The 26,441-nt window shown below is 35.2% G+C and carries 22 protein-coding genes and 1 pseudogene; 16 read left to right on the top strand and 7 right to left on the bottom strand.

Annotation, left to right across the window (positions count from 1 at the left end; genetic code table 11):
• Positions 1-380 precede the first annotated feature (380 nt).
• The 3 genes from ACM55G_RS01445 to metG form a co-directional block, all read right to left on the bottom strand.
• On the bottom strand, positions 381-1,637 hold the full coding sequence (locus ACM55G_RS01445) for an OmpA family protein (RefSeq protein ID WP_416842123.1): 1,257 nt from the start codon (positions 1,635-1,637) through the stop codon (positions 381-383).
• A 331-nt stretch (positions 1,638-1,968) separates the two neighbouring features.
• Complete coding sequence (locus tag ACM55G_RS01440; RefSeq protein ID WP_416842122.1) at positions 1,969-2,652, bottom strand: HAD family hydrolase; 684 nt, start codon at positions 2,650-2,652, stop codon at positions 1,969-1,971.
• Positions 2,653-2,709: 57 nt separating this feature from the next.
• On the bottom strand, positions 2,710-4,770 hold the full coding sequence (gene metG / locus ACM55G_RS01435) for a methionine--tRNA ligase (RefSeq protein ID WP_416842121.1): 2,061 nt from the start codon (positions 4,768-4,770) through the stop codon (positions 2,710-2,712).
• 385 nt (positions 4,771-5,155) lie between these two features.
• Between metG and ACM55G_RS01430 the strand changes: the two genes are divergently transcribed.
• From ACM55G_RS01430 to ACM55G_RS01380, 11 genes are all read left to right on the top strand, one after another.
• On the top strand, positions 5,156-5,704 hold the full coding sequence (locus ACM55G_RS01430; protein ID WP_416842120.1) for a hypothetical protein: 549 nt from the start codon (positions 5,156-5,158) through the stop codon (positions 5,702-5,704).
• Positions 5,705-5,707: 3 nt separating this feature from the next.
• On the top strand, positions 5,708-5,878 hold the full coding sequence (locus ACM55G_RS01425; protein WP_416842119.1) for a hypothetical protein: 171 nt from the start codon (positions 5,708-5,710) through the stop codon (positions 5,876-5,878).
• A gap of 68 nt (positions 5,879-5,946) precedes the next feature.
• The gene (locus tag ACM55G_RS01420; RefSeq protein WP_416842118.1) at positions 5,947-6,486 is read left to right on the top strand and encodes a DMP19 family protein; all 540 of its coding nucleotides are present in this window, start codon (positions 5,947-5,949) and stop codon (positions 6,484-6,486) included.
• A gap of 219 nt (positions 6,487-6,705) precedes the next feature.
• Positions 6,706-7,977: a serine--tRNA ligase gene (gene serS / locus ACM55G_RS01415; RefSeq protein WP_416842117.1), complete on the top strand. Its 1,272-nt coding sequence runs from the start codon at positions 6,706-6,708 to the stop codon at positions 7,975-7,977.
• Positions 7,978-8,006: 29 nt separating this feature from the next.
• Positions 8,007-8,588 carry an LOG family protein gene (locus ACM55G_RS01410; protein ID WP_416842116.1) on the top strand — a complete coding sequence of 194 codons (582 nt, stop codon included), beginning with the start codon at positions 8,007-8,009 and terminating at the stop codon, positions 8,586-8,588.
• A gap of 55 nt (positions 8,589-8,643) precedes the next feature.
• Positions 8,644-10,422 carry a tetratricopeptide repeat protein gene (locus ACM55G_RS01405; RefSeq protein ID WP_416842114.1) on the top strand — a complete coding sequence of 593 codons (1,779 nt, stop codon included), beginning with the start codon at positions 8,644-8,646 and terminating at the stop codon, positions 10,420-10,422.
• Between the two features lie 60 nt (positions 10,423-10,482).
• Positions 10,483-10,794 carry a DUF4286 family protein gene (locus tag ACM55G_RS01400; protein WP_416842113.1) on the top strand — a complete coding sequence of 104 codons (312 nt, stop codon included), beginning with the start codon at positions 10,483-10,485 and terminating at the stop codon, positions 10,792-10,794.
• A 230-nt stretch (positions 10,795-11,024) separates the two neighbouring features.
• Positions 11,025-11,804: a 16S rRNA (adenine(1518)-N(6)/adenine(1519)-N(6))-dimethyltransferase RsmA gene (gene rsmA, locus ACM55G_RS01395; RefSeq protein ID WP_416842112.1), complete on the top strand. Its 780-nt coding sequence runs from the start codon at positions 11,025-11,027 to the stop codon at positions 11,802-11,804.
• A complete protein-coding gene (gene mgtE, locus ACM55G_RS01390; RefSeq protein ID WP_416842111.1) occupies positions 11,794-13,143 on the top strand; it encodes a magnesium transporter in 1,350 nt (449 codons plus the stop codon). Before rsmA ends, mgtE begins: the two co-directional genes overlap by 11 nt.
• A gap of 169 nt (positions 13,144-13,312) precedes the next feature.
• Complete coding sequence (gene proC / locus ACM55G_RS01385) at positions 13,313-14,089, top strand: pyrroline-5-carboxylate reductase (RefSeq protein WP_416842109.1); 777 nt, start codon at positions 13,313-13,315, stop codon at positions 14,087-14,089.
• Positions 14,090-14,241: 152 nt separating this feature from the next.
• A complete protein-coding gene (locus ACM55G_RS01380) occupies positions 14,242-14,622 on the top strand; it encodes a Dabb family protein (protein WP_416842108.1) in 381 nt (126 codons plus the stop codon).
• 134 nt (positions 14,623-14,756) lie between these two features.
• Here ACM55G_RS01380 and nhaA read toward each other — a convergent pair whose 3' ends face one another.
• The gene (gene nhaA, locus ACM55G_RS01375; protein ID WP_416842107.1) at positions 14,757-15,914 is read right to left on the bottom strand and encodes a Na+/H+ antiporter NhaA; all 1,158 of its coding nucleotides are present in this window, start codon (positions 15,912-15,914) and stop codon (positions 14,757-14,759) included.
• Between the two features lie 114 nt (positions 15,915-16,028).
• Here nhaA and ACM55G_RS01370 point away from each other — a divergent pair.
• Positions 16,029-16,967, top strand: a pseudogene (locus tag ACM55G_RS01370) (2-hydroxyacid dehydrogenase); the annotation flags it as partial.
• 459 nt (positions 16,968-17,426) lie between these two features.
• Positions 17,427-17,702 (top strand): TM2 domain-containing protein, encoded by a 276-nt coding sequence (locus tag ACM55G_RS01365; RefSeq protein ID WP_416842106.1) that lies wholly within the window; start codon positions 17,427-17,429, stop codon positions 17,700-17,702.
• A 55-nt stretch (positions 17,703-17,757) separates the two neighbouring features.
• Here ACM55G_RS01365 and ACM55G_RS01360 read toward each other — a convergent pair whose 3' ends face one another.
• Positions 17,758-19,560 carry a GNAT family N-acyltransferase gene (locus tag ACM55G_RS01360; protein WP_416842105.1) on the bottom strand — a complete coding sequence of 601 codons (1,803 nt, stop codon included), beginning with the start codon at positions 19,558-19,560 and terminating at the stop codon, positions 17,758-17,760.
• A gap of 149 nt (positions 19,561-19,709) precedes the next feature.
• On the opposite strand from ACM55G_RS01360, the gene ACM55G_RS01355 reads away from it, so the two are divergent.
• The 3 genes from ACM55G_RS01355 (at position 19,710) to ACM55G_RS01345 (ending at position 22,881) form a co-directional block, all read left to right on the top strand.
• Positions 19,710-20,471, top strand: a complete 762-nt coding sequence (locus ACM55G_RS01355) for an exodeoxyribonuclease III (RefSeq protein ID WP_416842104.1) — start codon at positions 19,710-19,712, stop codon at positions 20,469-20,471.
• 156 nt (positions 20,472-20,627) lie between these two features.
• Positions 20,628-21,569 carry an OmpA/MotB family protein gene (locus ACM55G_RS01350; RefSeq protein ID WP_416842103.1) on the top strand — a complete coding sequence of 314 codons (942 nt, stop codon included), beginning with the start codon at positions 20,628-20,630 and terminating at the stop codon, positions 21,567-21,569.
• Positions 21,570-21,843: 274 nt separating this feature from the next.
• Positions 21,844-22,881 carry an NADP(H)-dependent aldo-keto reductase gene (locus ACM55G_RS01345; RefSeq protein WP_416842102.1) on the top strand — a complete coding sequence of 346 codons (1,038 nt, stop codon included), beginning with the start codon at positions 21,844-21,846 and terminating at the stop codon, positions 22,879-22,881.
• On the opposite strand, the gene ACM55G_RS01340 is transcribed toward ACM55G_RS01345, so the two are convergent.
• Together ACM55G_RS01340 and ACM55G_RS01335 are read right to left on the bottom strand one after the other, a co-directional pair.
• Positions 22,882-24,249, bottom strand: a complete 1,368-nt coding sequence (locus ACM55G_RS01340) for a PQQ-dependent sugar dehydrogenase (protein ID WP_416842101.1) — start codon at positions 24,247-24,249, stop codon at positions 22,882-22,884.
• Between the two features lie 166 nt (positions 24,250-24,415).
• A complete protein-coding gene (locus tag ACM55G_RS01335) occupies positions 24,416-26,383 on the bottom strand; it encodes a transglycosylase domain-containing protein (RefSeq protein ID WP_416842100.1) in 1,968 nt (655 codons plus the stop codon).
• Positions 26,384-26,441 lie beyond the last annotated feature (58 nt).

Here is a 26,441-nt window from a genome sequence, read left to right as displayed (position 1 = left end):
AATTTTACCTATGGGATAAAAAATAGCAGTCGTGTTTTGAATTCGTTCTGTTGCTTTTGAAGGGTTAGTCTAAAATCAGTGAAATTAAAAGTGAGTTCAATTAATAAAAATTAAAAGCTGCTGTTTTTACGGTGTAAAGAAGCAGAACCAATACTGAAGGCATAATTCGGATTTTGCCGTTAGAAATCCTAGAGCAAAAAGGTTAGAAAGGAAGTTTTAGCGCTTTATGCTGTCGGGCTGTAATACAATCCATTTTAATTGTTTTGCAGAAAAAAAAGGGGTAATGAAATAGGTATCTTGTACTGCTTAAAACGAAACTTTTTAAGCATAAAAAAAGCCCTAGAATTTCTTCTAAGGCTTTTGATTATAAAAAAAGTAGCTTATTTTACTATGAAAGTAACTCTTCTAACTAATTTTCTTGCATTTTCTGAAACTTTATCAACTGATGTATCTTCACCAGCACCAATTACATTCAATCTTGATGCATCAACATTCGCTTTTACTAAAGTGTTTTTTACATTAGCAGCTCTTGCATTAGATAATTTATCATTGTATGCAGATCTTCCTAATTCGTCAGCATGACCAGTAATATCAACTGAAGCAGAAGGATTGTTTCTTAAGTAAGTTAAAATAAAATCTATACCTTCAGTAGAAACATTAGTTGGTTTAGATTTATCGAAATCAAAATAAACAGCAACATAACCACCATTAATTAAACTTTTAATTAATTCGTTATCGTATACTGTAGTAGTATCACCAGTTTTGCTAGCATAATTTTTCAAAATATAAGCTTCCGTTTCATCAGGAACGTTATTGTTATTTTTGTCAATTGATCTACCTTTAGTGTCAACCATTGCACCTGCAGGAGTGTTAGCCTCTTGGTCTAAATAATCAGCTACTCCATCATTATCAGTGTCAGCCATCTTTGTTTCGATAGTTGAAAGTCTATTTTCGATAGCAATGAATCTGTCCTCGTTATCAAGAACCCAGTCAGCATGTTTTACATTCTTACCTAAGTAAACTGTTATACCTGCGGTACCGTTAAAAAGGATTCCACCAAATCCTCTAGTGCTAGAAGAACTAGCGCCATCAAAAGCAACATTTTGTTTCGCATTAAGAATTGTTGTGAAATCTCCTGTTAATGCTATTCTGTTAGTTAATTTTATTTGACCAGTTACACCAGCCATAAAATTACCCATTCTATCTTTCAGAGATGATTTTTGACTTTCCATTTGAGATAAACCAAAACCAGCATGACCTAATAATCCAATGGTGTTAGTCCAAGTTTCAAAACTCATGATTCTTCCTAAGTTAGCAACACCCTGTAAGTCTACTCTGTAGTACTTCATGTCAAAATCCTTAGAATTGTTTCTTCCTTCAAAACTGTTGTAACCAACATCAGCTTTTAAACCAAATTTGTTGTTAAACATGTAACGCACACCCAAGTCAACAACATAAGGGCTCACTAATGTAGTTGAGTAACCCGGAGTCATTGGTCTTTGTGGTTTATTAAAACCGGCAGCTAATTCAACTGACCATTTGTTAAAGCCATCTTCTGTGCTTTTTACAGTTTCTGTTTGAGCACTCATAGTGGTCATTGCAGAAGCAAATACTAAAGTAAGTATGATTTTTTTCATATTGTTTCAATTTTTATTTAATGCAAAATTACATCACAAAGTTTAATTAAAAAATTTAAACTGTTAATTATGTAAGAATTAATATTAATTTCACAATAGAAAAAACTTATTTTTCTATGTAAATCACTGATTTATAGTATTTTAAAAAAAAATAAAAAAATTATTCTTTTAAAAAAAATAAAAAAATAATTGAAAAATCACCTAATTTAGCCCTTATTTAATCAATTATAGATATTATTTGGATTAAAAAACAACTGATTTGATCTTTTTACCCGTTTTCTAAATGCTTAATTTGATATTAGCTTAGTTATCTATCTTACTCTCACAGCTATTATAATCTTTTTAAAACATCAGTTATTTTTTCAAAAGCGCTGAAGTTTTCATGTTCCACTTTGTGATCAATTTTCTCGTGTGCCCAAGTCGTGTGAAAAGGAATATGAACGGCATACCCGCCAATGGCTAAAACCGGTAAAACATCTGATTTTAAAGAATTTCCAATCATAAAAAACTCCTCTGGTTTTATTTCTAATCGTTTTATTAAATCAGAATAATCAATTTCCTGCTTGTCTGACATCACTTCGATATGGTGAAAATAATGTCCTAAACCGGAATTATGCAATTTTCGGCGTTGGTCTAATAAATCACCTTTAGTGGCAACAACCAATTTGTACTTACCGTGTAAAGTTTCTAAAGTTTCTTCCACTCCATCCAGTAAAACAATAGGCTTTTCCAGTAATTCTTTTCCGTATTGAATGATTTTTTCAATGATTTCTATAGGAAGTGTGTGGTTTGAAATAGTCATCGCCGCTTCAATCATCGAAAGAATATAGCCCTTGATTCCATAACCGTACAATCTTAAATTATCGATTTCCACCTTGAAGAGTTCTTTAGAAATTCCCTGATGTGATAAATAATCTTCCATCAAACCACAGAATTTCTTCTCGGTTTCGTCAAAATAGGTCTCGTTGATCCATAAGGTATCATCGGCATCGAAAGCAATTACTTTTAGGCTCATAGTATACATATATTAACCCTTTTAAGGTTTTAACACCTAAAAGGGTTCTGATTTTCTTTAATTTATCGTCTCTCCATTCGCAACACCATCCGTATCCGGATTTACAAAAACCAGTTTTCCTTCGGCATTTGTTGTCATCAAAATCATTCCCTGACTTTCCACACCCCGAAGGTTTCTTGGTGCCAAATTCACTAAAACAGTAACTTTTTTACCAATAATATCTTCCGGCTTAAAACTTTCCGCAATTCCCGAAACAATGGTGCGAACATCAATTCCAGTATCAACTTTCAAAATCAAAAGCTTGTTGGCTTTTGGCATTTTTTCGGCTTCCAGAATCGTTCCTGTACGGATATCCATTTTGGCAAAATCCTCAAATTGAATCGCTTCTTTCTGTGGTTCTGCTACTTTATTCTCTGCTTTATTAGCCGTTTTAGTCGCTTCAAGTTTGTCTATTTGTTTCTGGATTTCTTCGTCTTCAATTTTGGCAAACAATAATTCCGCTTCTCCAATTTGGTGTCCAGCATGAATCAAATCAGAATTTTGAGCAACAGTATTCCAGTTCAACGGACTTTCTATTTTTAGAATTCTTGATAATTTTGTAGCTGTAAAGGGTAAGAACGGTTCGCAAAGTGAACTCAAAGCAGCTGAAATTTGCAACGCCACATACATTTGGGTTTGCACGCGCTCCGGATAGTCTTTGATTACTTTCCAAGGTTCTTCGTCGGCCAAATATTTATTTCCCAAACGAGCTACATTCATCAATTCGCTCAACGCTTCACGAAATCTATAACGCTCCAGAGAACTTGAAATCACAGCCGGATACGCTTTCAATTCGGTCAAAGTCGCTTCGTCCACTTCCGAAAGTTCATTCGGTTGCGGAACAATTCCGTTGTAGTATTTATTGGTTAAAACGACTACACGATTAATGAAATTTCCGTAAATCGCTACCAATTCATTATTATTTCTCGCTTGAAAATCTTTCCAAGTAAAATCATTATCCTTTGTTTCCGGTGCATTCGATGTCAAAGCATAACGCAACACGTCTTGCTGATTTGGGAATTCTTCTAAATATTCGTGCAGCCAAACCGCCCAGTTTTTAGACGTAGATAATTTGTTTCCTTCCAGGTTCAAGAACTCATTTGCAGGCACATTGTCCGGCAAAATATAACTTCCTTCGGCTTTCAACATCGCAGGAAAAATAATGCAATGGAAAACAATATTGTCTTTCCCAATAAAGTGAACCAGTTTTGTGTCCTGATCTTTCCAGTACGGTTCCCAATCTTTTCCTTCGCGCAAAGCCCATTCTTTCGTAGATGAAATATAGCCAATCGGCGCATCAAACCACACGTATAATTTTTTCCCTTCGGCACCTTCAACGGGAACATCAATTCCCCAGTCGAGGTCACGAGTTACCGCGCGAGGTTCTAATCCGCCGTCAATCCACGATTTTACTTGCCCGTAAACATTCGGTTTCCAGTCATTTTTATGTCCAACAAGAATCCATTCTTTCAAGAAATCCTCATAACGGTCCAAAGGCAAAAACCAGTGTTTCGTTGCTTTCATAATCGGAGTTTCTCCTGTAATTGTCGATTTTGGATTAATCAAATCCGTAGCGTTTAATGTAGAGCCACATTTTTCGCATTGATCGCCGTAGGCCTCTTCGTTGCCACATTTTGGGCAAGTTCCCACCACGAAACGGTCTGCCAAAAATTGATCCGCTTTTGCATCATACAATTGCTCGGTTACTTCTTCGATAAAATCACCTTTATCATACAGTTTTTTAAAAAATTCAGAAGCGGTATCATGATGAATTTTAGCCGAAGTTCGGGAGTAATTATCAAATGAAATTCCAAAATCAGAGAATGATTTCCGGATAATTCCATCGTATTTATCGATTACTTCCTGTGGTGTAATGCCTTCTTTTTTGGCTTTCATCGAAATCGCCACGCCGTGCTCATCACTTCCGCAAACAAACAAAACGTCTCTTCCTTGCAATCTTAAATATCTGGAATAAATGTCCGAAGGCACATAAACACCCGCCAAATGGCCAATGTGAATCGGTCCGTTCGTATAAGGCAATGCTGCTGTAATCGTATATCTTTTTGGATTCTGTATCATGATTCAATTTTATTGGGTGCAAAAATAAGCAATAGAATTTTTATTTGAAGCTATTTCCCGCTATCCGTTGCAATCTTTTACTTTTTAAAGAAAAAAGTAAAAGGATTTTCACTGCTATTGGGGCTAGGGCATTTGGGATTTCGATGATGTTTTTTATTCCAGCTTAGGAGGAATATGAACTATTGATTTTATATGATATTTCCTGTTGCAATAATTTTGAGATTACGCAACCTATTTTTTTTAATAAATATATGTTAAAGGTGAATTCATTGTAAAGCTCTTTTCTCTGCTGAAATAAAATGATAATTAATGTTTTTTGTGTGAAAAGATTATATTTGGAAAATTAAAAATAGTCTATGCGGCAGACTAACTATTTGTTGGAAAAATGAGAAAAATAGATTATTGTTTATTGATGTCAATAATGCTAGTTATTTGGATTGATTACATTCCATATAAACTTCCATCGTTAGTGGAAAATCCAGAGAAATTTGAATATGTAATGTATAATTTATCATTAGCGTATGTTGCGGGCTATATGTTTTATTATATAAATATGTATTTACCCGAAAGACGTAACTCTGAAGTAATCAAAAGGATTATAAATAATGATGTAGTATTTATAATTGGCAAAAAGAAACAATTAAACGGTTTGAAAAACATTGATATTGATGGGAAATTTGAAATATCCGTAAGTGGAAAAAATATTTTTATAGGAGAATTTTTAAGTAAGCTTCATTTGGATTTGCATAATAATTTAGATTCAATTCTTATAATAAAAGAAAGGCTTCCTACCGGGCTTTTAAAATGGGTGCTTCTTTTTAAAAAACATCCCTATTTTAAATCAGATTTTATAAACTTGAAAGAACTAGATAGGTATATTGAGTCATATAATTTGCTGTCGACTGAATTATATAATGAGTTCAAAAAATTATAAATCATGCCAAAAGGACCCGAAAAAAACACCAAAAATAAGGCGTTGCACACCAAATTGCTAAATCGAAAGAAGGCTAAACTTCAAGAAGAAAATAAAGAAAAAGCAGCACGCTTAAAAGCTTTGGTTACAAAAATGAATCAGAAAAAGAATAGTAACGAATCGGATAGCATATAAATCAAATTGTATTTCTTTTCTGTTTTTATTTACCCGAAATTTGCAGCAAATATCCAAACACAAAACCTATGGAATTCGGTAGAATAATTATTTCAGAAACAGCAATGAACAGTGAAAATCTCCAAGATGTAATTCACTCTAATATTTCGGTAATCAACTTAATGCGTGAGGAAGGCGTAAAGGATGATTTGATTCATGAAGATGCTATAATGAGTTATTATTTAGATTATTATACGTCGCAATATACCGAAGGAAATTTTGCTCAATTTGTATATAATTCGGGTTGGGACAAAGAACTGAACGAATTGATTGAAGAAGGTTTGGCATTGATTGGCGCCGAAAAGCATTTGGAACTGTTCCAACAGCAGTCCAAAAAAGTAAAATTAATGAGCAGTGTTAAGCTGAATAAATTCCTAAAAGGAAAATTGGAAGGCGTAAATCCTATTCGAGATTTACTTAACAACGACGCTTTTTTTGAAATAGAAGAAAACCTAATTACGCTGAATGCTGATTTTCTTAAAACCCACCCAGATTTCGAAGTCCTTTCTGTAGAGGACATGTTTGCCACTTTAGAAGAATTTGTAGGGCATGAGATTAAAAGAGGCTAATCTAAAGTCTTAAAGGATCATTTTTATTGCGTTTAGTTGGTTGTTGACTTCATTCTATTGATTGTAAATAACCTGCGATACTAATCGGGTACTAATTGGTGCGTTTGACTTTAAGACATTAAGACTTGAGACTTTTGGACAAACTTTCCCTCATTTCTATCAAACATTTCCTTAAATTTGCTTCCATTATTATATAAGTTAGCGTTAAAAAAATCAACTATGTTACAAATCGCATTTATTAGAGAGAATCAAGAAAAAGTAATCACCGCTTTGGCAAAGAGAAACATCGATGCTACAAGTGTTGTTGAAGAAGTGGTACAACTGGACGAAAAACGTCGCGCTACGCAAGTAGAGTTAGACGGAATTTTATCCGAATCTAATAAATTATCCAAAGATATTGGCGAATTGATGAAAGCTGGAGAGAAAGCTAAAGCCGCAATCTTAAAAGAAAAAACAGTTGTATTAAAGGAAAAAAGCAAGAAATTAGCTGAAACTGCTGATGTACTTGCCGCAGCACTTTTAGAGAAATTATATACGTTACCCAATCTTCCTGCTGATATAGTTCCTGATGGGAAAACACCAGAGGAAAACCTAAACGTTTTTGAAGAAGGGGAGATTCCAGTTTTGCACGAAGGCGCACAACCGCATTGGGAATTGGTAAAAAAATACGACATCATCGATTTTGAACTTGGAGTGAAAATCACGGGTGCAGGATTTCCGGTGTATAAAGGAAAAGGAGCACGATTACAACGCGCCTTAATCAATTATTTCTTAGATAAAAATACCGCTGCAGGGTATAATGAAGTTCAGGTTCCGCACATGGTAAATGAAGCATCGGCATACGGAACGGGACAATTACCGGACAAAGAAGGGCAAATGTACCATGATAAAACCGATGATTTATACTTAATTCCAACTGCTGAAGTTCCGGTGACTAATTTGTTTCGGGATGTAATCCTTAACGAAAATGAATTACCAGTTTTAACAACGGCGTACACGCCATGTTTCCGTAGAGAAGCGGGTTCTTATGGTGCTCACGTACGTGGGTTGAACCGTTTGCATCAATTTGATAAGGTGGAAATTGTTCGTGTAGAGCATCCGGATAAATCGTATGAAGCTTTGGATGAAATGGTAGAACACGTTAAAAATATTCTTCGAGAGTTGAAATTACCATACCGAATATTGCGTCTTTGTGGTGGAGATATGGGTTTCACAGCAGCTTTGACCTATGATTTCGAAGTGTTTTCTACCGCGCAAGACCGTTGGTTAGAAATCAGTTCAGTTTCAAATTTTGAAACTTTTCAAGCGAATCGTTTAAAATTACGTTTTAAAGATAAAGACGGAAAAAATCAATTAGCACACACCTTAAACGGAAGTTCATTGGCTTTGCCAAGAGTTTTGGCTGGAATTTTAGAAAATTACCAAACTCCGGAAGGCATTGTAATTCCTGAGGTTTTGCGTCCATATTGCGGATTTGATAGTATCAATTAGTTAAAGCATTACTGAAAAATATTTTGTTGATGAAAAGAATTACGGTGTTCTGTGGCTCCAGTTTTGGGAATGAAAAAAATTATGAGCTTCAAGCTTTTTTACTGGGAAAGGTAATGGCTAAGAAGAACATTGATTTGGTTTACGGTGGCGCAAAAGTTGGTCTAATGGGTGCGGTTGCAGATGGTGTTTTGAGTGAAAACGGAAACGTATTTGGTGTTTTACCTCGTTTTTTGATGTCTAAAGAGGTGGCTCACGATAATTTGACCGAATTAATCATTGTAGAAAGCATGCATGAAAGAAAAACCAGAATGAATGAATTAAGCGATGGCGTAATTGCATTGCCTGGTGGATTTGGAACTTTAGAGGAGTTTTTTGAAATGCTGACGTGGGGGCAACTCGGACTTCATAAGAAACCCATTGGGATTCTAAACGTTGATGGATTTTATGATTTGTTATTGGAATTTATTCAAAAAATGGTCGATAACGGTTTTTTAAAAGAAATCAATCAAAAGATGATTTTGGTCAGTGATAATGCGCAGGAATTGCTGAACAAAATGGAAAATTACACCGCACCGGAAGTTGGAAAATGGATTAAAAAGGGAAATGAATAAAGACACCAAATGTTTATTCCAAAACCTAAATCTGAATTAGAAAAACAGATAAAAAATGAAAAAAATCGTTCTCTTAATACACCTATTTTTATCGCTATTTGCGTTTGCTCAAAACGAACAATTGGCGCAGTATTATTATGACAAGGGCGATTTTGAAAAAGCAAAAATCAGTTATGAAGAATTACTGGAAAACCTGCCGCAAAATACAGAGTATTTTTTAAGAACTATCGACTGTTACCAACAATTACAGCAGTTTTCTGTTACCGAAAAAGCAATACTGGACCGATTAGACAAATACAAACAAGGGAATCTTTTGGTCGAATTGGGATACAATTTCCAGTTGCAAAAAAATGATGCTAAAGCCAAAATTTACTATGAGCAAGCATTAGACAGAATCAAAAAAAATCCAAATGAAGTATATGGTATTTCCAATTCTTTTGAGAGAAAAGTATTGTTGGAATATGCCTTGAAATCCTATCAGGCGGCATCAGAATTAGAATCGAATTTAAATTTCAATTATCAAATCGGATTGCTTTATGGTCAATTAGGCAATCAGGAAATGATGATTAATACCTTTCTGAATGAATCCTATGCGAATCCCCAAAACTCGATACAGATTCAAAATCAACTGTCTCGTTTTATGGTTGATGAGGGCGATGCTAATTTTAGCGAAATACTTCGAAAAGCATTAATTATAAGGGCTCAAAAAAATCAAGATCTTTTTTGGAATCATTATTTGAGTTGGTTTTATATCCAACAAAAAGAGTTCGAAAAAGCATTTATTCAGGAAAAAGCCATTTACAAACGCGATCCGGAATCGCTTTCTAATATTGTGAATTTAGGACAATTGGCTATTGAAGAAGACAATCAGGAAGCGGCCAAAGAAATTCTGGGTTTTGTATTGGAAAACACAAAAGATTTAGAGCTGCTGATTCAGGCGAATTCCTATTTGATTAAAATGAAAATTGAAAAAGCGCAAGAAAAAGAGTATGCTGCTATCAATACGGAATTAGAGGGTTTATTGAAACAATTTGAAATAAGTCCTTTTACCTTATCTTTGCAGCTGATTCAGGCGCATTTTGTAGCTTTCAATTCGAAAAAACCGGAGGAAGGAAAAGCAATAGTCAAGAAAGCACTCGAATTACAGTTGAACGATTATGAAGTGGCTCAGGCCAAAATGGAGTTGGCGGATATTTTGCTTTACGAAGAAAAATTCAATCAGGCTTTAATCTATTATTCGCAGATAGAATTAGATTTGAAAAATGATATTGTAGCGCATGAAGCGAGTTTGAAAGCCGCTAAAACAAGTTATTTCAAAACAGATTTTATTTGGGCTTTGAAACAATTCAAGGAATTGAAATCAGCGAATACGCAACTGATCGCAAATGATGCTTTGGAATATTTTCTTTTGATAAATGACAACACCGTTGCCGATTCAACACAAACGGCTTTGAAGCAATTTGCAAAAGGAGATTACCTGTTATATCAAAACAGGAATCATGAAGCGGTAACGCAGTTTAAAACGATTCTGAAAAACTATAATGGACAGGAAATAGAGGCGGTGACGTTATTGCGTTTGGGTAAAATTTATGAAAAAACAGGTGATTTTACTTTGGCTTTAAGCCAATATCAAAATATAATAGACAAGCATAGCGACGGAATTTATATTGATGAGGCTTTATATTTCTCGGCAGAAATTTATAACAAACAATTGCATCAGCCCGAAAAGGCAAAACCATTATACGAAAAGATTATTTTTAGTCACGAAGACAGTATTTATTTTGTGGAAGCCCGAAAAAAATTCAGGCAATTGCGGGGTGATACGAATTTATAAGTAATCTTTAATCGGTTAATTGTTAGCGGATTAATTAAATCAACAATTAAATAGTAAGAAATGATAATATACAACGTTACCACAAACATACATGAAAGCGTTCACGATCAATGGATGATTTGGATGCAACACAAGCACATTCCGGAAATTTTGGCTACCAGGAAATTTTCCTCGGCTAGAATGGTGCGGGTTTTAATTGAAGAAGAAATGGGCGGAGTGACTTATTCTGTGCAATACACGACGGACAGCAAAGAAACTTTGGAGAAATATTATCAGGAAGATGCACCCGCTTTTCGCGAAGAAGGAGTGAAATTGTTTGGAGATAAAATGCTCGCTTTTAGAACGGAATTGGAGTTGATTTCGGATTATTAGAGTCATTGCGGGCAATGAAGCAATCACATTCAGGTATCGTTTTGAATCAAAATCTTGAATTATTAATTTACGATATCAACTTCGGATTTTAAAAAAAGATATATTGGAGGTCGCAAATTGCGACCTCCAATATTAAAAAAAATATAAATACGCTTTGTGTCTTTGCGCCTTCGTGGCAAAACAAAAACATATAAAATACTTTGTGCCTTTGTGGCAAAAAAACAAACAAAATGGAAAAAGTAAAAGCCAAAAAACACCTCGGACAACATTTCTTGAAAGACGAAAGCATCGCAAAAGATATTGCTGACACACTGAATTTAGATGGATATGATGATGTATTAGAAATAGGTCCCGGAATGGGTGTTTTGACAAAATATTTGTTGGACAAACCAATCACTACGTATGTGATAGAAATCGATACCGAATCAGTAACGTATTTAGACGAAAATTATCCAAAATTGAAGGATAAGATTATTTCTAAGGATTTCCTGAAATACAACATCAATGAGATTTTTGAAGGAAAGCAATTCGCTATAATCGGGAATTTTCCGTATAATATTTCGACTCAAATTGTTTTTAGAGCATTAGAATATCGCAATCAGATTCCTGAATTTGCAGGCATGTTCCAAAAAGAAGTGGCCCAACGTATTTGTGAAAAAAAGGGAACGAAAGCGTATGGAATTCTGTCGGTTTTGGTTCAGGCTTTTTATGATGCCGAATATCTTTTTACCGTAGACGAGAATGTATTTATTCCGCCACCAAAAGTGAAATCGGGCGTGTTGCGTTTGCGCAGAAAAAAAGATTACAGTTTGCCTTGCGGTGAAAAATTATTTTTCACTGTGGTTAAAACGGCTTTTCAACAACGCAGAAAGACCTTGAGAAACAGTTTAAAAACCTTAAATTTGTCTGATAGTTTAAGAGAAGATAAAGTTTTTGACCTTCGACCTGAGCAATTAAATGTAGAACAGTTCATAGAACTCACTCAAAAAATAGAAGCCGATGGAGTTTAAAATCAGCAAAACGCTAATCCAGGAATTAGAGCAACACATTGTTAATAAAAATGATAAGGAATTGGAAACCTTACTCAACGACATGCACCATGCTGATATTGCTGAAATTCTTGACGAGCTTGATTTTGACGAAGCAACTTACATTTTTAAAGTATTAGACAGTGAAAAAACGGCAGAGATTCTTCTTGAACTAGAAGATGATTTGCGGGAAAATATATTAAGCAGGCTTTCGCCAAAAGAAATTGCGGAAGAGCTGGATGAATTAGAAACGAATGATGCTGCCGATATTATTGCCGAACTTTCGCAACAAATTAAAGCAGAAGTAATATCAGAACTTCAGGATGTTGAACATGCGAAGGATATCGTTGACTTATTGCGTTATGATGAGGACACAGCGGGCGGAATTATGCACAAAGAGTTGGTTAAGGTCAACGAAAATTGGAACGTGCTAACTTGTGTAAAGGAAATGCGAATCCAGGCAGAAAATATCTCTCGGGTGCATTCTATTTATGTGGTAGATGATGAAGACCGATTGAAAGGACGTCTATCGCTAAAGGATTTATTGACGACTTCAACCAGAACCGCGATAAGTGATGTGTACATCCGGAAATTAAATTCGGTAAATGTAGATACCGAAGATGTTGAGGTGGCGAGAATCATGCAAAAATACGATTTAGAGGCTATTCCTGTAATTGATGAATTGGGACGACTTGTAGGCCGAATCACCATTGATGATATTATAGATGTAATTAAGGACGAAGCGGATAAAGATTACCAAATGGCTGCAGGTATTACCCAAGACGTTGAAACGAACGATAGCATTTACGAACATACAAAAGCGCGTTTGCCTTGGTTGTTAATCGGAATGTTTATTGAACTTATTGCGTCCTATGTTATTAAAGGAAATGAAGCCACTTCCCAAAAATTTTATACACTAATTATTTTTATGCCATTGCTATCGGCAACAGCAGGAAATATTGGGGTACAAGCTTCGGCAATTATTGTTCAAGGTTTGGCAAATGGTACTTTGAAAGAATTTAGCCGTAATTATTTCAGTAAAGAAATTTCGGTTGCGATGATTTCCGGGACTATAATCGCACTGCTGGTATTGGGTTATCATACGTTTATGTATGGACAATTTCAGGTAGGAATGGCGATTTCGATATCTATTGTTGTCGTTATATTATTTGCTGCTACTCTAGGAACTTTGGTGCCACTTTTCCTGCATAAAAACAATATCGACCCCGCCATTGCAACAGGCCCTTTTATTACAACCACAAATGATGTTTTTGGAATTATGATTTACTTCGGAATTGCCAATCTTATTTTAGGAATTTAAAATTAAAAAAAAATATACTATAGTTGTCCGCAAAAGATAATAATTAAAAAAAGAACACGGATGGCACAGATTAACACGGATTTTTAATTCATAAAAATTATAAGCAACACTTTCCATATCGGCTCCCTCTGCTTCGAAGAGGGTCTGGGAGAAGAAAACCAAAATCAGCATGAAAGTACACATAATTGGCGGAGGAAACTTAGGCGTAGCTATCGCAAAAGGATTATCAAAATTTTCACAAGGAAATCAAATCACCGTAACCAGAAGAAATACAACGAGTATTCTTTATTTAGAACAATTAGGAGTAACAGTTTCTACAGATAACACGGATCAAATTCAAGATGCAGATATTATCATTCTTACTATAAAACCGTACCAGGTAGATACCGTTTTGGCCGAAATTCTTCCTGTAATTTCTAATAAAGTAATCGCTTCGGCAGTGAGTGGATTGTCAATAGAAAACTTACAAAATAAGATAGGCGAAGGGAATAGCGCTGTTCGCATAATGCCAAATATTGCATCACAATTTGGCGCTTCTGCAACCTGTATCGCGTTTCATGAAAAAAACAAAGAAAAAGCACAATATACGGTGGCTCTTTTTCAAGATTTAGGAACTGCTCCTATTATAGATGAAAAATTGATGGATGCAGCAACTGTACTGGCAGCTAGTGGAACAGCTTTTGCCTTGCGTTATATTCGTGCATCGATGCAAGCTGGAATCGAAATAGGATTTGACTGGCAAACTGCATTAGCAATTTCGGCACAAACGGTAAAAGGAGCTGCCGAAATGATCATGGAAGAACAAATACACCCAGAACAATTAATTGACCGGGTGACAACGCCACAAGGTTGCACCATTGCGGGATTGAACGAAATGGAAATGCACGGATTCAGTTCGTCATTGATACGAGGAATCAAAACTTCTTTGAAACAAATCAAGGGGTAAACGGCATTTGGCTTCCCACTTTTTTATAGCGTCGGGCTATTCGCTACATAGTAGGTTGCTAGTATCCTTCTTGCATGGCAAATTTTGCGCCAGCGTTAACCTGATCATGCAAATCCAAATCAAATAATTCGTATATTTCAAAAAAAATTATCATGAAAAAACTATTGCTAATTACCCTTATTTTACTTTCTAACTATACCGTAAATGCCCAACAAACCAAACAAAAACAAGTGCTTCGCCATGTAGTGCTATTTGGATGGAAAGAAGGAACGGATGCCACTTATATCACTAAAGTGGTAACAGCTTTGAATGATTTGAAGCATAAAATCCCAACCATTAAATCACTTGAATGGGGAACCAATAACAGTCCTGAAAACTTGAATAATGGTTTGACACATTGCTTTATACTTACTTTCAGTAGCGAGAGTGATAGAGATGCCTATCTGATTCATCCGGATCACAAAGCCTTTGTAGCGCTGTTAAATCCTGCTCCTGAGAAAGTCACGGTGTTTGATTATTGGGCTAAGAAGTAATAGGACGATCATGTAAGGAAAGCGGATTTAGATAACTAATTGCTCAATTACAATCATAAGTTTTAATAAAAAGGGTATTTAGTTGTAAAAGCTAAACACCCTTTTTTATTAGACAAATCAATTAAATGATGGGTTTAACCTTCATTTTTTAATTGGTGTTTTAAGGTGTATTTCAACCAAAAGAACCCAGCCATTCCAGCAATAAATGAAGCAATCAGAATGGCAATTTTAGAATAGGTAATTACTTCCTGGCCATTATTTTTAAAGGCAAGCAGTGTTATAAAAATAGACATGGTGAAGCCAATTCCTCCCAACATTCCTGCGCCAAAAATAGTCTTCCATTGTAAATTTTTGGGCATAATACAAAGTCTAAGGGATACGCCTAAAAAGGAGAAAATCCAAATTCCAAGTGGCTTTCCAATCACAAGTCCAGCTATAATTCCTATTGTGTTGGGATGATTCAGTCCTTCATGCCAATTGGGATCTATGGCGATACAGGTATTTGCTACAGCAAATAAAGGCAGAATAAAAAAGGCTACGGGTTGGTGTAAAAAATGCTGAATTTTATAAGAGGAAGTTTTTTTGTCTCCGTTACCAAATGGAATCACAAAAGCCAATAAAACCCCAGTAATAGTAGCATGGACTCCCGAATTAAGCATGAAATACCACATGATAACACCGCCCATTAAGTACGGGAATAAACTATGAACTTTCATTCGATTTAGGATAAACAAACCACCCAAAATACCTAAAGCTATGAATAAATTCACGAAAGCTATTGTTGAGGTATAAAATATGGCAATGACAATTATAGCACCTAAATCGTCAATTACTGCTAGTGCAGTTAGAAATATTTTTAAGGAAGTAGGAACGCGATTTCCTAATAATGATAAAATTCCAATGGCAAAAGCAATATCCGTAGCCATAGGAATTCCTGCTCCGTTTTGTGTTACAGTCCCAAAATTCAAAGCTAGAAAGATTCCGGCAGGAACAAGCATACCTCCTAAAGCACCAAAAACTGGTAATGCAGCATTCTTGATACTGGACAACTCACCTTGATAAATTTCGCGTTCGAGTTCTAAACCTATTAATAGAAAAAAGATAGTCATTAATCCATCATTAATCCAATGGGTAATAGAGTGGTCACCCAATTGTATTTCCCAAAAAGCAATATATTCCTTTTGAAATGGGGAATTAGCAAGACAAAGCGATAAAATGGTTACAAAAAGCAAAAGTAATCCTCCGGCTTTTTCACTTTTAAAGAATGCCTTGAATGTTTTTGTTAATTTCATTTTTGAATTTTTTATAAATAGCTTTAATTTCCTGAAAATATAAAGCATGCTAATTTACACATTTGGGAACTATTTTTTTGTTAATTTGGGGTACTAAACTTAGAAACCTTTTTTATGGACATCCAAATCCTTCATATCGATAGTAATAATCCTTTACTTTGGGATCAATTGCAAAATTCCGGATTTATTAATCACAGTGACTTTACTTCATCCAAAGAAGATATTGAAGCTAAAATTCAAGATTATCAGGGAATTGTTATCCGAAGCCGATTTAAAATTGACAAAACATTTTTAGACAAAGCAACTGGTTTGCAATTTATAGCGCGTGTGGGAGCAGGATTAGAAAGTATCGATTGTGAATACGCTCTGTCAAAAAACATTACGCTTATTGCAGCTCCGGAAGGAAATAGAAATGCTGTTGCCGAACATACATTGGGCATGATTTTATCTCTTTTTAATAAATTGAATGAAGCAGATAGTGAAATACGATCTGGTCACTGGAACAGGGAAAGCAATCGCGGTCATGAACTCGATGGTAAAACCGTTGGTATTATCGGTTATGGGAATATGGGAAAATCATTTGCTAAAAAACTTCGTGGTTTTGATGTCGAAGTATTGTGTTATGATATTCAAGAAAATGTTGGAGATAGTAATACTAGGCAAGTTTCATTGAAAGAATTCCAGCAAAAAGTTGATGTGGTAAGCCTTCATATTCCGTGGACACCAGAAACCGATAAAATGGTTGATGCTGATTTTATTGATGGGTTTGCGAAACCTTTTTGGATTATAAATACCTCTCGTGGCAAGAATATTGTAACTGCCGATTTAGTTTCGGCGATGGAATCCGGGAAAATACTTGGAGCCGGTTTGGATGTTTTGGAATATGAAAAATTATCATTCGAAACCCTTTTTCAAGATAAAAATACGCCAGAGGCTTTTCAATATTTGTTACAAGCGAAGAATGTAATTCTTAGTCCACATATTGCCGGTTGGACATTCGAAAGTCATGAGCGTTTGGCGCAAGTAATTGTAGATAAAATCAAGGCAAAATATTTTGGTCAAGCCAAAGATGAGGAACCGGAGAAACGAGTTACGGGAATTGGCGGTCTTTTCTTTAAATCTAAAAAACCAAAAGAACTAGTGGCATGGTATGGAAAACATTTAGGTTTAAAAACGGATGAATATGGTTCTACCTTTTGGTGGAAAGATAAAGATGGGAATGATTGTTCTACCCAATGGTCACCGTTTGATGATGATACTACTTATTTTGCGCCAAGCGAAAAACAATTCATGCAAAATTTTAGAGTTGATAATTTAGAAAAATTATTAAAAAAATTATCGGAGGAAGGGGTGTCAATTGTGGGCGATATGGAGTCTTATGCGTATGGAAAGTTTGGTTGGATTTTAGATGTCGAAGGAAATAAGATAGAACTCTGGGAATCAATTGATAAAGTATTTCAATAATTTTTTTATATTTTTAATCACTGAAAAACAATCTAATAACAATTAATTATGGAAAATTCGAAGAATGAAATATGGAATAATCCACGGCCAGTTCAGCAAGATAATAAAAAAGTAGCAGCAGGGCTTCTTGCTATTCTTTTAGGGGGATTGGGTATTCATAAATTTATTTTAGGATATACCAAAGAAGGAATTATTCAGTTTTTGCTTAGTTTTTTATGTGGTTTAGGAGCTTTAATCGGAATTGTTGAAGGTGTAATTTATTTGATAAAATCAGACGAAGAGTTTTATCAGACCTATCAAGTAGGTAAAAAAGGCTGGTTTTAAAGCATAAAAAATCCCGAATTAATTCGGGATTTTTTTATAATTCGGCATGCTGCAGTCAATCTTCCTTTTCGCTCAGTTTTCTTTCCAGTTCAGCCTGAAATTCTTCCATTACGGGCTTCATGGTGCTTTCTGGAATATCGGCAATTCGAATGTACATTAGTCCATCAACGGCATTGTTAAATAGCGGATCCACATTAAAAGCAACCACTTTTGCATTTTGTTTGATGTATTTTTTAATCAACACTGGTAAACGTAAACTTCCTGGTTCCAGTTCATCGATAATTTTATCAAACTTGTTCAAATCCGATTCGGTTTCATTAAAAATAAAATCTTTGTCGGCGTCTTTTAGTTTCACTTTATAGGCTTTCTTCGGGTGAATGTATTGCGCAATATAGGGATCATAATAATTCGACTTCATGAATTCAATCATCAGTGATTTTGAAAAATCTGAAAATTGATTGCTGATACTTACGCCGCCCAGTAAAAATTTATGCTCTGGATAACGTAATGTGGTGTGCATAATTCCTTTCCAAAGCAAGAAAAGTGGCATTGGTTTCTGTTGGTATTCTTTGATGATGAAAGCGCGTCCCATTTCTATGGATTTGTGCATCATATCATGCAATTCAGGTTCAAATCGGAAAAGATCGTTGAGGTAAAAACCATTTATTCCGTATTTGGGATAAATTTCTGAACCCAATCCCATTCGGTAAGCACCCGCAATTTTATTGGCATCGGCATCCCACAAAAATAGGTGATGATAATATTGGTCGTGCTTGTCTAAATCAATCGATTCATTTGTTCCTTCGCCTACTTCTCGAAAGGTTATTTCTCGAAGTCGTCCGATTTCATGTAAAATATTGGGAATTTTAGATGCTTTCGAAAAGAAAACTTCGTAATTTTTACTTTGTAAAAGTCGGCAATCGGTACTTCGCAAGGCGTCCACTTCCTTAATCATTTTGTCCTGACTGGCGGCAGTAACAATTTTCTTCGGACTTTTAGGAATCTTTAAAGTTGGTGTTGGTAAAAAAGGGCTTTCTTTTTCGAAAGGATTCGCAAGCATATACGTTTTCTTTCTTAAAAATTCTGAATATTCCTCTAACGTTGAGAACTCATTTTGTTCACTTACCGAAATCGGTTTGCCAATTCGTACTTTTATCACGCGGTGTTTTTGGCTAAAAACTTCAGAAGGTAATTTTGCAGTTCTAAAAGTTCCGCTTATTTTAGAAAGAAGATAAAATAATCGGCTGTTTTTAGCATGAAAATAAATAGGCACAACCGGAACCTGCGCTTTTCTAATTACTTTTATAGCGCCTTCTTCCCAAGGTTTGTCTACCATTAATTTTCCATCCTTATAGGTAGAGACTTCCCCTGCAGGAAACATTCCTAAGGGTTTTCCATCACTTAAATGACGCAGCGTTTCTTTTATTCCAACAACGCTAGATTTAGTATCCCTATGATTTTCAAAAGGATTCACCGGCATAATGTATTTTTTGAGGGGCTCAATTCGATGTAAAAGAAAATTGGCGATAATTTTGAAATTAGGTTCCTTGTCAAGCATTAATTTCAATAATAAAACCCCATCAATTCCTCCCAACGGATGATTTGAAATCGTGATATAAGCACCTTCTTTTGGTAAACGTTTTAAATCCTCTTCCGGAATTTCGAATTTTATCTGTAAATCATCCAATATTCCATTGAGGAAATCAACATCTTTCAAATGTTTATTTCTGTCGTATACTTTATTTAAGGTAGAGATTTTTAGCACCTTCATCAGCATCCATCCGGAAAAAGTACCTAAAACTCCGTACTTATCTACATTTATCGCTTTGGCAACTTCTTTGGCGGTTACTAAACCCATGTATTTTTGTTTTTTTTGAGCAAGAAACAAAGATAGCAAAAAACTCCATTTTCTCTCTTTTTCTGAATCAAACTTATACTTTTTTATTACATTTGAAACCTACATGAAAACAATATAATTTTTTCGAAAGAAATTCAAAAAATATTTTAATGAGAATTATTTCATACAACGTCAACGGTATCAGAGCCGCTATTTCAAAAGGCTTTATTGACTGGTTGCAACACGCAAATCCTGATATTATTTGCCTTCAGGAAATTAAAGCAACCGAAGAGCAAATTCCGGTAGATGCTATCACAAATGCAGGATATCCCTATCAATATTATTATTCAGCAACCAAAAAAGGCTATAGTGGTGTGGCCATTCTTTCCAAAATTAAACCCAACAATGTAGTTCACGGAACCGGAATTCACCACATGGATTTCGAAGGAAGAAATCTTCGGGCTGATTTTGATGGGTTTTCCGTAATGAGTTTGTACTTGCCATCAGGAACAAATATCGCGCGATTGGACCATAAATTTATGTTTATGGATGATTTTCAGACTTACATTGACGAACTCAAAAAAGAAACACCAAATCTAATTATTTGCGGTGATTACAATATTTGTCACGAAGCAATCGACATTCATGATCCCATTAGAAACAAGACCGTTTCGGGATTTTTACCACAAGAAAGAACCTGGCTCGACGGCTTCATGAAGTCTGGATTTGTGGATAGTTTCCGCCATTTCAACAGTGAGCCGCATCAATATACGTGGTGGAGTTATCGCGCCGGAGCAAGAGGAAACAATAAGGGTTGGCGTATCGATTACAATTTAGTCAGCGATTCCCTAAAACATAAACTAAAAAGAGCCGTTATCCTTCCAGATGCAATACATTCCGATCATTGTCCAATTTTGGTAGAAATCGAATAGCATTTTCAGGAGCTGTTTCCCACTATCCGTTACAATCTTGTTGTTTTTAAAGAAAAAACAACAAGGATTTTCACTTCTATCGGGGCTAGGGCATTCGAGTATAAATTTGATTTTTTGCTTTCAAAACAACAATAGAAACAACATAAATAAAACAAAATGATTAAAAAAGTTTCCATCGGATTACTAGTTATGGCACTTTCAACCTCCTGTGTGTCCAAAAAAATATACAATGATTTAGAAAGCAAGTACACCGATTCCAAAAAAGAAAATAGAAGATTAACCGATGAGAATGAGGATTTTTTAAAAGCTAAAAATCAATTAGAACTGGATCGAAGTGCTTTAACATCTGATTTGAGCAAATCAAAATCAGAGCTGGATAAATTGAAAGCAGATTATACGGCCGCTCAAAATAAATTTAAAGTATTGCAGGATTCCTACGCAGCTTTAGAAAAAAATAGCAGTGATGCTTTGCAAATCAACATGAAGAAAAATCGTGATCTGCTGGAACAATTAGACGAAAAAGGGAAAGCGCTAGCATTAGAACAAGAGCGTTTAAATAAAAGTGCACAACGTTTAGATGAGTTGGAATCTTTGATTGCTGCCAAAGAAGCCAGCATGAAAAAGCTAAAAGAAACGTTATCTAAAGCGTTGAACAGTTTTGAAGGAAAAGGATTGACAGTGGAACAAAAAAACGGGAAGGTATATGTTTCTATGGAAAATAAATTGCTTTTCAATTCTGGAAGTTGGGCAGTAGGTTCCGAAGGAAAAAAAGCAGTGATTGAAGTAGGCAAAGTATTGGGTGATAACCCGGATATTTCTGTTCTTATTGAAGGTCACACAGATGATGATGCTTTTACGGCTTCAGGGCCAATTGCTGATAACTGGGATTTATCCACTAAAAGAGCTACCGCAATGGTTGCTATTTTGAGTGAAAACAAGAAAATCAATAAGGAAAACCTAACCGCTGCAGGTAGAGGAGAATTTTCTCCTTTGGCGAGTAATTCAACCGCTGAAGGAAAAGCGAAAAACCGCAGAATCGAAATTATTCTTACCCCAAGATTAGATGAAATTGCCGAAATGTTGAATGAGATAAATTAAGGTTAAAACATCTTTTTTAAGTTTTATCATTAAGGAATTAAGTACTGATAAGCGTTAATTCTTAATAAGTTTAATTTCTAAATGGTTTGAAAAAAGTCTCTTTTTTTAACCGCTAATCTAATTTTATCTTTCGATTGAAAGTTTTTAATTTGCGAATTTGCGGTTATTTTTTTAACATCCTGTAAACCTTTCCAAAATTTCTGTTAACTGGAAGCCAAAACGATAAACTAATTTTATCTTTGTTTTCGAAAATTAAAATACAATTCCCTTACTTATGAAATACACTACTTTACCGAATACTGATATAAAAGTCAGCAAAATTTGCCTTGGAACCATGACTTTTGGACAACAAAACACTGAAGCAGACGGTCATGCTCAAATGGATTACGCTTTGGAAAAAGGAATCAATTTTTTTGATACCGCCGAGATGTATTCTGTTCCAGCGCGTCAGGAAACCTACGGAAGTACGGAGAAAATACTAGGAACCTGGTTTAAAAAAACCGGTAAAAGAGAAGAAATAGTTTTGGCTTCAAAAATTGCGGGACCAAATCCTAATTTTACGTACATGCGCGAGAAAAATGATTTTTCGCCAGCCAGTATCAAGTTTGCATTAGACCAAAGTTTACAGCGCTTACAAACCGATTATCTGGATGTGTATCAATTGCATTGGCCAGAACGTAAAACCAACTTTTTTGGACAACGTGGATTCAAAGTGCAAGAAGATGCTTGGGAAGACAACATTCACAATGTTCTCGAAACCTTAGACAGTTTTGTCAAAGAAGGAAAAATCAAACATATTGGACTTTCTAATGAAACGCCATGGGGAATTATGCGTTTTCTGGAAGAAAGTAAATACCATAATTTGCCAAAAATAAAAACGATCCAAAATCCATATTCGCTACTAAACAGACTTTTTGAAGCAGGCTCTGCTGAAATTTGTATGAAAGAAAATGTTGGGTTATTGGCTTATTCGCCTATGGCTTTTGGTGTTTTATCCGGTAAATTCCTAACAGGTGAAAGTCATCCAAACGCCAGAATTAATTTATTTCCGCAATTTTCACGCTACAATAGCGCACAATGTGCCGAAGCTACTCGATTGTATCAGGAAATTGCTAAGAAAAATGGACTGACGTTGACTGAATTGTCTTTGGCATTTGTAGAACAACAGCCGTTTGTAACCAGTACGATTATTGGCGCTACAACATTGGAACAACTAAAGGAAAATATAGATACAATTGGTGTTTCACTTTCAGATGAAATTCTACAAGCAATTGACGAAGTTCACGCTGTAATTCCAGATCCGGCTCCGTAATCATTCGATAATCAATCGGTGTGTGGAAAGGTTTCCTTGGTCATTTTTAATTGTTAGAATGTAAAAGCCTTTGGGTAAATTATTTGTTTTGACAATGTTTACGGTCTTATCTCCCGTTTTTTGCTGTAGTAACATTTTGCCGGCCAAATCAAAAAGGGTAATTTCTGTGGGATAATTTTTGTTTGATTTTTGGATAACGATTTCCGATTTCGTTGGATTGGGGTAAATTATAAATTGGGAGATTTCAGGAGTGTTTACGCCTAACGCAGAATCTTTGATTTTGAAAACGGTGCCGCTATTTATAGCAGCAATATACAGTTCCCCATTAGAATCTTCTCCAAAAGTCGAAAAATTGTTTCCGGTGAAAACTTGGGAATAGGCAACTGTTCCAGTTGTAGTCAGCATTCCTATTTGTGGATTGCAATAATCAGAAAAAAAATACATTCCTTTAAAGTTCGGGTAGGTTATGCCATTATAAACATAACCGCCCGTAACAGAACAGGCTCCAGTCGAATGGTTTATTACGGATGTTGGAAACTTCATGGATGCTTGTGATGGACAAGCTGTGGTGTTATATGGCGCATCGCCTTCATAACAACGCCAGCCATAGTTTAATCCTGCTTGGGTAGTACCCGCAATGTTGATTTCTTCAATATTATTTTGGCCCACATCGGCAATCCATAAATTGTTCTTGATTTTGTCGAAGGAGAATTTCCATGGATTTCGTAATCCGATAGCCCAAATCTCATCGGCTCCTGTAATTCCAACATACGGATTGTCACTCGGAATGCCATATGGTGTTCCGATATTTACATCTATACGAAGCATTTTCCCCAATAATACGTTGCTGTTTTGTGCTCTGTTTTCCGGATCTCCTGCACCCCCACCATCACCCATACCAATATATAAGAAACCATCTGGACCAAATTTTAGGCTTCCTCCATTATGATTTGCATAGGGTTGGACGATTATTAAAATAATGCTTCCACTAGAAGCATTGGCAATATTAGGATTTCCACTATCTACAGTGTATTTGGCAATTACAGTATTTCCGGATAAGTTTGTGTAATTGATGAAAAACACACGATTAGCAGAATAGTTGGGATGAAATGCCAAGCCTAACAACCCTTGCTCTGAACCCGTACTTACCTGACCAGTAATATCGAGAAAAGAGGTGGTATTTGTAGTTCCATTTGCATTTAATATTTTGATCTTGCCTACTTTTTCTACAACAAACATGCGACTGTCTCCAGCATTTGTAATTTCAACAGGACTTGTAAAACCTGACGCGAAAGTTTCCAAAGCAATGGTTTGGGCACTAGAAAAATTTAAACAAAACGATGTGAGCAATAATAGTGCTGTTTTCATAATCCAAGCAGATTTATATTAAACTCAAATTTACAAATAAATTCATTCTCAAATCGTTTAACTTGCTGTTTATTAGTAGTATAAATAGAATTAGTGTAGCAAGCCAAATTGTAAAATACTTCGGAAAGCTTGTCTTTGCCTTTTATAGGAGTTCACAAATCAGATTTTAAAGATCAAATTCTTCATCGACTGCCAAAGAATCGATTTTTATTTGCGTCGTGTCTTGTGTTTTTATTATTAGAAAAGATTTTGCAGGCCCTGAAATAATTATAGGTTGTGTTTTGTAAATGGTGTCATCAGGATTCAAAAGCCCTCTTCTAAACATGATATTCGTTAAAAAAGATTCTTGTTTCATGGCAAAATCTTTTAGCATTCCGTGGTCATTAAACTGGTACATGAATTTTCTTGGACTTGGAATAATTCGGGCAAGATAAAGACATTCATTTAAGTTCAATTGAGACGGGCTTTTCTGAAAATAAAACCGACTCGCTTCACCAATTCCATATACATTTGGCCCCCATTCTATGATATTAAAATACACTTCTAGCATGCGTTCCTTGCTTACGATTCTGTTGTTTTCCAGAATGTAAACCAGTAAAATTTCTTCCAGTTTGCGCGATACTGTTTTTTCTCGGGTAAGAAATACATTTTTTATCAACTGCATGCTGATGGTACTGGCACCACGGGAAAATTTTTTGGTTTTTATATTTTTTACGATGGATTGTTTGAATGCTTCGCTGATAAAACCATGGTGCGAAAAGAACGAAGGATCTTCAGTTGTTAAAACACACGTTCTTAAATAAGTGGATATTTGGTCTAAAGTCGTATAGTTTGGATTCGCTGAGCCAACAAGTACAGGTCGTTGCATTACGTTTTTTATAAGTGCCCTATATACAAATTCTCCATTGAGTTTGTTCAGATTGGCTTCTCCATATTTTGTTATTTTTAGATTTTCTTTATTCAATTTACTCTCAAAAACCAGTTTATTGGGTTTGTTTTTATTGAATACGAAATTCAAGTTGTAGTCAAAATTACCTTCCGCTTTCATCCCTTGAAAATGGGTGAATAAACCATCAGGAAGTGAAGAGATAAAGTCCTGCGCTTTCATTTTTGGGATAGCTATTTTGAGTTTGTAAATGGTATCTTCCTCAGTTTCGTAAGCGACGTAGGGATGGAATTTCACTTTGTTGAATTGGACCGTTGAAGTACTGTCTATTGAAACGAAATCAGAACCCAATAAGAATCGGTAATCAAATTTAGCATTCTTGATGACAACATCTTTATTGGCAATTTTTGGATGATTTACTTTTAAATTGGCAATAGCCATAAAACCATCAATGTGAAGTTCATCACCATCTTTATCGATATTTTCAATATTCAACCGGATGGATTGAAAGCTCGATTTTAAATTGAAACGTTCATCAAAATAAGGAACTTTAATGGCGCCAGTGTCAATATTTATGAACCGAATATCGGCTTTTTTATTTCTTGGATCTGCAAAACCTTTGATTTTCCAGCGTTGTGTAAAAGTATTGGTTTGGACTTTTATCGAAGTTTCAAGCTTCTTGTTGACCAATCGTAATTTTTGGAAATTAATCAGCGCTTTTTTTCCGTTGTCATCCAGCCGAAACGAAAGATTGTCCATAACCATATCTGTTGGAACTAAATCCAACGCTTTCGAGATGATTCTATAAGCAAATTGGGCGTAATCTCTTTTTTCGTTGCTTATTTCTGTTTGTTTGTCTTTTTTTAGAAAAGCATCAAAATTCCTCACTTTTCCCTTTTTCACTAATTGCACAAAGCCATTCTTGATTTCTAAAGTCCCAAGCTGAAGATCACCGACTACTAATTGCCATAAATTGACACTTGTTTTCAATTTTTGTATTTTAAAAAGGGTATCGGCATTTTTCGGCACTAATACTACATCGGAAAGATTTACACCTAAGATTCCGTCAAAAGAAGCTTTTTTTACTGAAAAAGTACTGTTGTAATCGACTTCCATTTCATTAGAAACATTGGCAATGGTCTGCTGTAAAACCGCATCACGAAAGATGTAAAAAGCAACAATTAGAGCCACAAATAATACACAAAGTATTTTTGCCACTAGAATTATTTTTTGTTTTCCGGTTCTCATAAACAGTTTGATAAATTGGGAAGCAGGCCTAAGATCAATTGGTTTGCAATCTTTATCT

The sequence above is a fragment of the Flavobacterium algoriphilum genome, assembly GCF_048158655.1.
GTDB lineage: Bacteria > Bacteroidota > Bacteroidia > Flavobacteriales > Flavobacteriaceae > Flavobacterium > Flavobacterium algoriphilum.
The sequence above is the reverse complement of the archived record's forward strand: the minus strand, read 5'-3'. Positions and strand labels throughout refer to the sequence as shown.